The organism is Rhodoferax sp., assembly GCF_023701345.1.
Taxonomy (GTDB): Bacteria; Pseudomonadota; Gammaproteobacteria; order Burkholderiales; family Burkholderiaceae_C; genus Rhodoferax.
On sequence record NZ_JAMPXE010000117.1, the window covers coordinates 1 to 10,002 of the forward strand.

8 protein-coding genes and 1 pseudogene are annotated in these 10,002 nt (G+C 57.0%); 6 read left to right on the forward strand and 3 right to left on the reverse strand.

Features of this window, described 5'->3' with window-relative positions; all coding sequences use genetic code 11:
• The 6 genes from NDI87_RS13915 to NDI87_RS13940 form a co-directional block, all read left to right on the forward strand.
• Positions 1 to 235, forward strand: a 235-nt coding sequence (locus tag NDI87_RS13915) for an ATP-binding protein (RefSeq protein WP_296275962.1), incomplete at its 5' end; no start/stop codon positions are given.
• Between the two features lie 4 nt (positions 236 to 239).
• Complete coding sequence (locus NDI87_RS13920; protein WP_296275963.1) at positions 240 to 1,685, forward strand: sigma-54 dependent transcriptional regulator; 1,446 nt, start codon at positions 240 to 242, stop codon at positions 1,683 to 1,685.
• A complete protein-coding gene (ampD, locus tag NDI87_RS13925) occupies positions 1,660 to 2,277 on the forward strand; it encodes a 1,6-anhydro-N-acetylmuramyl-L-alanine amidase AmpD (RefSeq protein WP_296275964.1) in 618 nt (205 codons plus the stop codon). Before NDI87_RS13920 ends, ampD begins: the two co-directional genes overlap by 26 nt.
• Before the next feature lie 290 nt (positions 2,278 to 2,567).
• A complete protein-coding gene (locus NDI87_RS13930) occupies positions 2,568 to 5,441 on the forward strand; it encodes a ribonucleoside-diphosphate reductase subunit alpha (RefSeq protein ID WP_296275965.1) in 2,874 nt (957 codons plus the stop codon).
• A gap of 126 nt (positions 5,442 to 5,567) precedes the next feature.
• Positions 5,568 to 6,776: a ribonucleotide-diphosphate reductase subunit beta gene (locus NDI87_RS13935; RefSeq protein ID WP_296275969.1), complete on the forward strand. Its 1,209-nt coding sequence runs from the start codon at positions 5,568 to 5,570 to the stop codon at positions 6,774 to 6,776.
• A gap of 167 nt (positions 6,777 to 6,943) precedes the next feature.
• A complete protein-coding gene (locus NDI87_RS13940) occupies positions 6,944 to 7,267 on the forward strand; it encodes a histone-like protein 2 (RefSeq protein ID WP_296275966.1) in 324 nt (107 codons plus the stop codon).
• Between the two features lie 56 nt (positions 7,268 to 7,323).
• Here the strand turns inward: NDI87_RS13940 and NDI87_RS13945 are convergent, their stop codons facing one another.
• From NDI87_RS13945 to NDI87_RS13955, 3 genes and pseudogenes are all read right to left on the reverse strand, one after another.
• Complete coding sequence (locus NDI87_RS13945; protein ID WP_296275967.1) at positions 7,324 to 8,280, reverse strand: zinc-ribbon and DUF3426 domain-containing protein; 957 nt, start codon at positions 8,278 to 8,280, stop codon at positions 7,324 to 7,326.
• Between the two features lie 9 nt (positions 8,281 to 8,289).
• The gene (prmA, locus tag NDI87_RS13950) at positions 8,290 to 9,183 is read right to left on the reverse strand and encodes a 50S ribosomal protein L11 methyltransferase (protein ID WP_296275968.1); all 894 of its coding nucleotides are present in this window, start codon (positions 9,181 to 9,183) and stop codon (positions 8,290 to 8,292) included.
• A 12-nt stretch (positions 9,184 to 9,195) separates the two neighbouring features.
• A pseudogene (locus NDI87_RS13955) lies at positions 9,196 to 10,002 on the reverse strand (acetyl-CoA carboxylase biotin carboxylase subunit); the annotation flags it as partial.

Sequence of the window (10,002 nt, forward strand, 5' to 3'; positions counted from 1 at the left end):
CCCCTCTGTGGAGCAACATTTGTTTGAACCTTTTTTTTCCTCCGAGAGCCGTTCCAGTGGCCTGGGGCTTTATATTTGTCGGGAACTGTGTGACAGTCATGGTGCTGAGATCAATTACCAACGCAGCGCGCGCGCCATGGGTGGGCAGATGTTCACGGGCAATGAATTTTTTGTCACCTTCAAAACCTTGCCGCCACACGATATGCAGCCAGCGCCCGCCAAGCCAAACGAGTGAAACCATGACACAAACCACCCAACACATCCTGGTGGTCGATGATGAACCCGACCTGCGCACCATTTATGAGCTGACCTTGTTGCGTGAAGGTTACCGGGTCGATACCGCAGAAAACCTGCAGCAGGCACGCACCTGCCTGGAAAGCAGGGTTTTTGATGCCGTCATTACCGACATGCGCTTGCCTGATGGCCTGGGTTTGTCACTGATCTCCGAGCTCAAGGCCCGACACCGCAGCGAACGCTTTGTTGTGATCACGGCCTATGGCTCCCCTGCCAATGCCGTCGAGGCCTTGAAAGCCGGTGCTTTTGACTACCTCACCAAACCGGTCGATCTGAAACAATTTCGCTCCGTCATTGCTGAAGCGCTACGCAGCACACCGCCCCCTCACTTGAAGCAAACCACGCAGCGACATCTGGCGCAGCCCGAATGTAGCGACGGGCCAGACAATCCGGGGGCCCAGTCGCTGGCGCGACTGGTGGGTCAGTCCATGGCAATCCGCCAGATCAAGGAGCGCATCCTTAAAGTCGCGCCCAGCATGGCCCCGATCATGGTCACGGGCGAATCAGGCACGGGCAAAGAACTGGTGGCTTGGGCGATTCACAGCAACAGCCAGCGGGCCCAGGGTGCCTGGATCGCCGTGAACTGCAGTGCCATCCCCGAAAATCTGCTGGAGGCCGAATTTTTTGGTGCCAAAAAAGGCGCCTACACCGGTGCCGCCCAGGACCGGCAAGGTTTTTTCCAGGCTGCCCAGGGTGGCACCTTGTTTCTGGATGAAATTGGCGACCTGCCCTTGGCCATGCAGGCCAAATTGTTGCGCGTCATTCAGGAGCGGCGGGTCCGGCCGCTGGGTTCGACCCAGGAAGACCTGGTAGATGTGCGCATCATCAGCGCCACCCACAAGGACTTGGCAACAGAAGTGCAACAAGGCAGCTTCAGACAGGATCTGTATTACCGTCTTAATGTGATCGAACTGCCAATCACGCCACTACGGGATCGTCTGGAGGACTTGCCCGACCTGTGCCACGCACTGTTGTCACGCATTGCCCAGGAAGCCGGCTTGCCGACACCCCAGCTCAGCACGGAAATGCTGGCGCAACTGGCACAAATGCCCATGCCGGGCAACGTCCGCGAACTGGAAAACCTGCTCCACCGCAGCGTGACCCTGGGCGACCTTGACCAACTCCAAAGCACGCCCATCCCCGCAGCAACGGCAGTCACGACTGTCCCATCGGCAGATCACATTCCCAATGATTTGCAGGCGTATCTGGATACACATGAGCGCGCCATTTTGCTCCGCACCCTGCAAGAAACCAACTTCAACCGCACCGCAGCCGCGTCGCGACTGGGCTTGAGTTTGCGACAGATCCGCTACCGCATCGCCCGGTTAGGGATTGCCACCGCCACCCCTGATGAGAATTCCGACGATGACGCCATTAACGCAAGCTGCTGAGGCCCTGTGGTCTCAAGGCTGGTACCGATTTGCCGCGCATCAGGCCTCGCCCAACTTTGGTCCGCGACCAGCTCAGGCCCACATCGATTTGATTGTGCTGCATTCCATCAGTCTGCCGCCTGGTCAATACGGCGGCCCTGAGGTGCTTCAGTTCTTCAACAACCAGCTCGACTGGCGGGAGCATCCCTATTTCAGTCAAATCAAAGGACTGCAGGTATCAGCGCATTTTTTCATCCGACGCAACGGCGAACTCTGGCAATTGGTCAGTTGTGATGACCGCGCCTGGCACGCCGGGGCCTCCAGCTACCGCGGCCGCAGCAACTGCAACGACGACAGCATCGGGATTGAACTCGAAGGGCTGGAGGGCGACTTGTTTGAAGACGCACAGTATGAATGCCTCCAGAGCGTTTGCGCCGCGCTGATGCAGCATTACCCCATAGCCTATCTGGCTGGCCATGAACACATTGCCCCTGGCCGCAAGGCCGACCCTGGAACAGGGTTTGACTGGTTGCGTTTGCAAAGAAACTTGGGGCTTGAGGCTTGGTATTTACCCCTATCTGCAGGCCATCAAACTGATGCAGACAGCCGCTAATTCGATGCGTTTACACCTTGAAGAAGTGGCAGCACACAAGTTCAGACGGGCATCAATCGCTATCAAATCCTGAGAATCACGGCACCTCGGCGGAAATCAGCCGGATTCTCAAAAAACACTATGGGTAGTGTCTCAGCCTATTCACAACCCTAGATATAGTGGTAAGCTAAACCATTAGTCAGTATGTGAGCAGCATTTTTAAATGCTACCTCACTTTTATTTCCCTACCAGTTTCACGAGAGGATGCCATGCAAACTGCCCAACCCACGTCCAGTTCACCGCACAACAATATGTCAATCAGATCCGCATCGGGCGAGCCGTCTGCGCCCCCCGCCGGTGCATTGAGCCAATACCAAATCATCCGGCGCAACGGGGCCGTGGTGCCGTTCGAGCCCAACAAGATTGCCGTGGCCATGATGAAAGCCTTTCTGGCTGTGCATGGCACACAGGGTGCAGCGTCGGCCAGCGTGCGCGAAACCGTTGAGACACTGACCAAGGTCGTGATCAAAGCCCTGGTGCGTTCGCGACCGGCCGGCGGCACCTTTCACATTGAAGACGTGCAGGATCAGGTGGAACTGGGCCTGATGCGCGAAGGGCACCATGAGATTGCCCGTGCCTATGTGCTGTACCGTGAGAAACGCACGCAGGAACGCGCCCAGAAAGTGGTTCAACAAACACCGGCGCCACTGCAGTTGCATGCCGTTGACAAGGGCCAGCGCGTGGTACTCGACCTGGCGCGCTTGCAAGGCATCATCACCGACGCCTGCAGCGGCTTGAGCGCCGATGTCAGGCCCGAACCGATCATGGCCGAAACGCTGCGCAATCTGTATGACGGCGTGCCCATGGATGAGGTCTACAAGGCCTCGGTGCTGGCCGCCCGCACCCTGATTGAAAAAGACCCGGATTACACCTTTGCCACGGCGCGCTTGCTGTTTCACACCATCACCAAAGAGATATTGGGTGAAGACGTGGCACAAGCCGACATGCCACAAGCCTATGCGGACTACTTTCCGCAGTTCATCAAACGCGGTGTTGAAAACGAACTGCTCGACGAAAAACTCCAGCAGTTTGATCTGCCACGGCTGGCAGCCGCCCTCAAGGCCGAGCGCGACCTGCAGTTCGATTACCTGGGCCTGCAAACCCTGTATGACCGCTACTTTTTGCACATTGGCAAACAGCGCATCGAACTGCCCCAGGCGTTTTTCATGCGTGTCGCCATGGGCTTGGCGCTCAATGAAATCGACCGCGAAGCTCGCGCCATCGAGTTCTATGAAGTGCTGTCCTCGTTCGACTTCATGTCGTCGACACCCACCCTGTTCAACAGTGGCACCCTGCGCTCACAGCTCTCCAGCTGCTACCTGACCACGGTGCCCGACGACCTCGACGGCATCTACGAGTCGATCAAGGAAAACGCCCTGCTGTCCAAATTTGCCGGCGGCCTGGGCAACGACTGGACCCGCGTGCGCGCCTTGGGCAGCCACATCAAGGGCACCAACGGCGAATCCCAGGGCGTGGTGCCCTTCCTGAAAGTGGTCAACGACACGGCGGTGGCCGTCAACCAGGGCGGCAAGCGCAAGGGCGCAGTCTGCACCTACCTGGAAACCTGGCACCTCGACATCGAAGAGTTTCTGGAATTGCGCAAAAACACCGGCGACGACCGCCGCCGCACGCACGACATGAACACCGCCAACTGGATCCCCGACCTGTTCATGCGCCGTGTCATGGAAAAAGGCCAGTGGACGCTGTTCTCGCCCAACAACGTGCCCGACCTGCACGACAAGTTCGGCATCGCATTCGAACAGGCTTACGTGGCCTACGAAGAAAAAGCGGCACGCGGCGAAATCAAGCCCTGCCGCACGGTGCAGGCGTCCGACCTGTGGCGCAAGATGCTGACCATGTTGTTCGAGACCGGCCATCCCTGGATCACGTTCAAGGATGCGTGCAACATCCGCTCACCGCAACAACATGTGGGCGTGGTGCATTCCAGTAACCTGTGCACCGAGATCACCCTCAATACCAGCAACACGGAAACCGCAGTCTGCAATTTGGGCTCGGTCAATTTGTTGCAGCATTTGCAGGACGGCGCAATCGATCACGACAAGCTGCAAAAAACGATCACCACCGCCATGCGCATGCTCGACAACGTGATCGACATCAACTACTACGCGGTCAAAAAAGCGCGTGACTCCAACCTGCGGCACCGCCCGGTGGGACTGGGCCTGATGGGCTTCCAGGACAGCCTGTATGAGCTGCACATTCCGTATGCCAGTGAAGCAGCGGTGCAGTTTGCCGACGAGTCCATGGAAGCGATTTGTTATTACGCCTACCATGCCTCTACCGAATTGGCGCGTGAGCGCGGTCAGTACTCCAGCTACAAGGGGTCGCTGTGGGACCAGGGCATCCTGCCGATCGACACCCTCGACCTGCTGGCGCGTGAGCGCGGTGGTTATGTCGAAGTGGATCGCTCCAGCACCCTGAACTGGGACGCCCTGCGGCAAAAAATTGCCAGGGACGGCATGCGCAATTCCAACTGCGTGGCCATTGCGCCCACCGCCACCATTTCGAACATCATCGGCGTCGATGCATCAATCGAGCCCTGCTTTGGCAACCTGTCGGTCAAGTCCAATTTGTCGGGTGAGTTCACCATCATCAACAGCTACCTGGTGCGCGACCTCAAACGTCTCGGTCTCTGGGACGATGTGATGGTGATGGACCTCAAACACTTCGACGGCTCGCTGCAACCCATCGACCGTGTGCCGGAAGAAATCAAGGCGCTTTACGCCACCGCCTTTGAAGTGGAGACCCGTTGGCTGGTGGAAGCCGCCGCGCGTCGCCAGAAATGGATTGACCAGGCCCAGTCGCTCAACATTTACATGGCGGGGGCCTCGGGCAAAAAACTCGATGACACCTACAAGCTGGCCTGGGTTCGTGGCCTCAAAACCACCTACTACCTGCGCACCCAGTCGGCCACCCATGTGGAGAAATCGACCGTGACTGCGGGCCGCTTGAATGCCGTGTCCTCAGGTGGCGAAATGGCCGGGCGAAGCAGCATGAGCGCGCTCGATGCGGCCGCCGCCGCAGCGCGCCAACAGATGGCTGCGATGCCTGCCACCGACGTCAAATTTTGTGGCGTCGACGACCCTACGTGTGAGTCATGTCAGTAGCCAGGCCACGCGCGCATTTCATGCGATGCTGGCACACCACAGTGCAGACCGCATGAGCACCAAGCACCATCAAAATTCTTTCTATTTTTGACGCTAGATCTCATAATCCACAAATTGGAAATCACTATGTTGTCCTGGGACGAAGAAGTTACACCTACTGCCAGTTTGCCTCCCTCTCCCAGCCGGTCAGACCGGCTGATGGCCGAGTATTTTTCCGGTCCATCCGCGATGCTCGCAGAAGCGCCAATCACCCCCACGGCCTTATCCTCTCTGCCTCGACCAATGGCGCCTGCAAGTGCCCCGGCAGCCGGCACCGCGCGACGGGTCAACGCTGCCGACAAACGTATCATCAACGGCAAGACCGATGTCAACCAGTTGGTGCCCTTCAAGTACAAATGGGCCTGGGAAAAATACCTGTCCAGTTGCGCCAACCACTGGATGCCGCAAGAGGTCAACATGACGCGCGACATCGCGCTATGGAAGGACCCCAATGGCCTGACCGAAGACGAGCGCCGCATCGTCAAACGCAACCTCGGCTTTTTCGTCACCGCCGATTCACTGGCAGCCAACAACATTGTGCTCGGCACCTACCGCCACATCACCGCACCCGAGTGCCGCCAGTTTTTGTTGCGCCAGGCTTTTGAGGAAGCGATTCACACCCATGCTTACCAATACATCGTGGAATCGCTGGGGCTGGACGAAGGCGAAATTTTCAGCGCTTACAACGAGATCAAATCCATCCGTGACAAGGACGAGTTTCTGATCCCGTTCATTGAGGCCATCATGGACCCGCAGTTCAAGACCGGCACACCTGAGACCGATCAAACCCTGCTCAAGTCACTGATCGTGTTTGCCTGCCTGATGGAAGGCCTGTTTTTCTATGTCGGGTTCACTCAAATTCTGGCGCTGGGTCGGCAAAACAAGATGACCGGCGCCGCAGAGCAATACCAGTACATCCTGCGCGATGAGTCGATGCACTGCAACTTCGGCATTGACCTGATCAACCAGCTCAAACTGGAAAATCCGCAACTCTGGACCGCAGAATTCAAAGCTGAAATCAAAGCCTTGTTTGAAACAGCGGTGGACCTTGAATACCGCTACGCCGAAGACACCATGCCGCGTGGCGTGCTGGGCATGAACGCCTCCATGTTCAAGGGTTACCTGCGCTACATTGCCAACCGCCGTGCCACCCAAATTGGGCTGGAGGCGCTCTTCCCCAATGAAGAAAACCCGTTCCCCTGGATGAGTGAAATGATCGACCTGAAGAAAGAGCGCAACTTCTTCGAGACGCGAGTCATTGAATACCAGTCTGGCGGCGCCTTATCCTGGGAATAACAGGGACGTATGACCCACCTCATTTCACAAGCTTTTGAACCATCTGATGGTGGCAAAGTCTTGTTGACCCCCGTTCATGGTGCTGGGAACCCGCCCAACACCATGGATCACTTGACGCGCAATGATTTTCGTCAAGTGCTCTTTGCAAATTGATCAAGGAGATTGACATGGCCACTGCAAAAAAACCTGCTGCCAAGCCTGCTGCAAAACCCGTAGCAAAAGTTGCTGCCAAACCGGCTGCTAAAGCTACTGCCAAACCAGCTGCTAAAGCTACTGCCAAACCAGCTGCTAAAGCTACTGCCAAACCGGCTGCTAAAGCTACTGCCAAACCGGCTGCTAAAGCTGCTGCCAAACCCGTAGCAAAAAAGGCTGTGGTAGCCAAGAAGGCGGCCCCAGCAAAAAAAGCCGCCAAAGCCCCTGCGGCGCCAGCAGCGCACACCAAGCTCAATCCCAAGGCAGCCTGGCCGTTTCCGTCTGGATCCAAACCCTGATCCATCATTTGCTCAGCGGTGTCTGCCCGTTGCCGAATGTGCAGCGGGCTTTCCTGTCAGGGATAAAAAATCAGCAAACGATAGCCCTGAGGCCGCACCCCGGTGGCCTCAGGCCTGATACGAACATACGCTGTGGCAGACCATTCACCCGCCGCTGCCACCGACTCAACCGTAGCGCCCAGTTCGGTTGGTGTAAAAACTTTTCGCACCACAGGCTGGTCTGACATATCTGTCAAAGTTAATTCGATCGCTGGCAAGGCCAAAGCAAATAGGCCCTTGTTTTTGACGGCGAAATGCAATTCAAAGCTGTCTTGACCCATTTGCTGAAACGTTGCGGAATCAATCACCAGGTCTTCAATGCGCAGAAGTGAGGACACGCGACAGTCCAGAACATCGCAGGCGGATTGAAAGGCAGATTTAAGTTCAGGAAACACAGCTGCCATCTGATCGCGTTCGCGGTACAAGCCCTGAACCATCAGGCCAAGCACCAGAAGAACACCCAGCCCCCACCAGAATACGGGCCGATTGCCCGGCTGCACGCTTGAGGGACGGTCTGGCACCTGCAGAAACGAGACAGGTTCAGTCAATGGCTCGCGCTGTAGTGCCTTGGTCTCGGCTACAACCGATTCTGTCTCATTCGATGGCTTGATCAATAGCGCACCCGATTCCCACGATGCCTCAGACGAGAAACCCACACCCTCATGGCGCGCCGGAGCGCCCTCTGCCAGCACGGATGCAAGGTGTTGATTGCCGCTGGCTGAATCAGAAGACGCCAACTTCAGGTCAATGACCGCCGTTTCATCCGGCATCCATTGCGTCGTTTCAACGAAGTCGTCCACAGGCACCGGAAAAGAGGGATTCGTGCTCCTGGTTTCGGTTTCGACCATCTGCTGCGAAGCATCAAAAATTTCATCACACTGGCCGCACCGCACCCAACCATCCGAAATACGCAATTGGTCAGGAACCAGCTTGTACCGCGTACGACATGCAGGGCAACAGGCGATCAAGTCCATGAAGCACGCTTATTTTGTCGCCGTCATCAAGATCCAGCCATCTTCAGCATCAGCAACGTCAAGTGCACAGTAGGGCGCATAGGCCACCTTGAGTTCGTCGACCTGGCGTTCCAGAATACCGGCCAACACCAGGGCCCCACCCTCAGCCACCCGCGACCAGAGCAGAGGGGCCAGCACCTTCAAGGGCGTCGCCAGGATATTGGCCAGCACAGTCTGATACACGCCACGGGTTGTTTCCGGCAAACCAGCGCGCAAAGCGACATGGTTGGCCTGCGCATTCAGCACCGTTGACTCCACCGCGGCCAAATCTATATCAACCGCATCAATGTCGGTCGCACCAAATTTGGCGGCGCCAATGGCCAGGATGCCAGAACCACAACCATAGTCCAGCACGCGGGTCAGTGCCATCCGGTCGACACCGTCATGGCGTGCGATCCAGCGCAAACACATCCGCGTGGTGGGATGGGTGCCGGTACCAAAGGCCAGGCCCGGATCAAGCCGAATCACAATGCGCGCGGCAGCGGGCGGTTCATGCCAGGTGGGAACGATCCAGAATTCAGGCGTGATGTCCACCGGAGCAAACTGCGACTGCGTCAAGCGTACCCAGTCCTGCTCCGGCACATTCTGAATCCCCAAAACCGCACAGCCCTCAAAGAAATCCTGCAACTGCAGCAATTCAAGTGTGGCCTGGGCCTGTTCACGGCTTGCAAACAGAGCCAGCACCCGGGAGCGCTGCCAGCCCTCTTTGGGTGGCGGCATCCCCGGCTCGCCAAACAGCGCCTGCTCGGCATCCGTTTGGGCATCGGCATCTTCCACGCTGACACTCAGGGCATCGAGCGCATCGAGCGCGTCGCTCACGGTCTCGACCCGGTCTTCCGGGCACATCAAGCGCAGCTCAAACATGGCCCTTACCCATCACCGGTTGTGATTGGCAAGCCAACCTTCAAGGTAATGGATATTGGTGCCACCCTCCATGAACTTGGCATCGACCATCAACTCCCGATGCAATGCAATATTGGTGTTGATCCCCTCCACAACCGTTTCACCCAACGCCGTGCGCATGCGTGCCAGGGCCTGTTCGCGGGTATCACCATAAACAATGATTTTGCCAATCATCGAGTCGTAGTTGGGCGGCACAAAATAATTGGTATAGACATGCGAGTCCACGCGCACGCCGGGCCCCCCTGGGGGATGCCACATGGTGATACGCCCGGGCGACGGAATGCACTTGTAGGCATCCTCAGCATTCAACCGACACTCGATGGCATGCCCCCGAATTTGAATCTGGCGCTGGGTGAACGGTAATTTTTCGCCGGCCGCCACCATGATTTGTGTTTTGACGATGTCGATGCCGGTTGTCATCTCGGTTACCGGGTGCTCGACCTGAACACGGGTATTCATCTCAATGAAGTAAAACTCGCCGTCCTCATACAAAAACTCAAAGGTACCGGCACCACGATAACCAATCTTTTTACAAGCTGCCACACAGCGTTCGCCCACACGTTCAATCAGCTTGCGGGGAATGCCTGGTGCAGGGGCTTCTTCAATGACTTTTTGGTGGCGCCGCTGCATCGAACAATCGCGCTCACCAAGATAGACCGCGTTCTTGTACTTGTCGGCGAGAATCTGACTTTCGACATGACGCGGGTTCTGCAAATACTTTTCCATGTACACCGCAGGATTGCCAAAAGCAGCGCCAGCTTCACTTTTGGTCATCGCCAC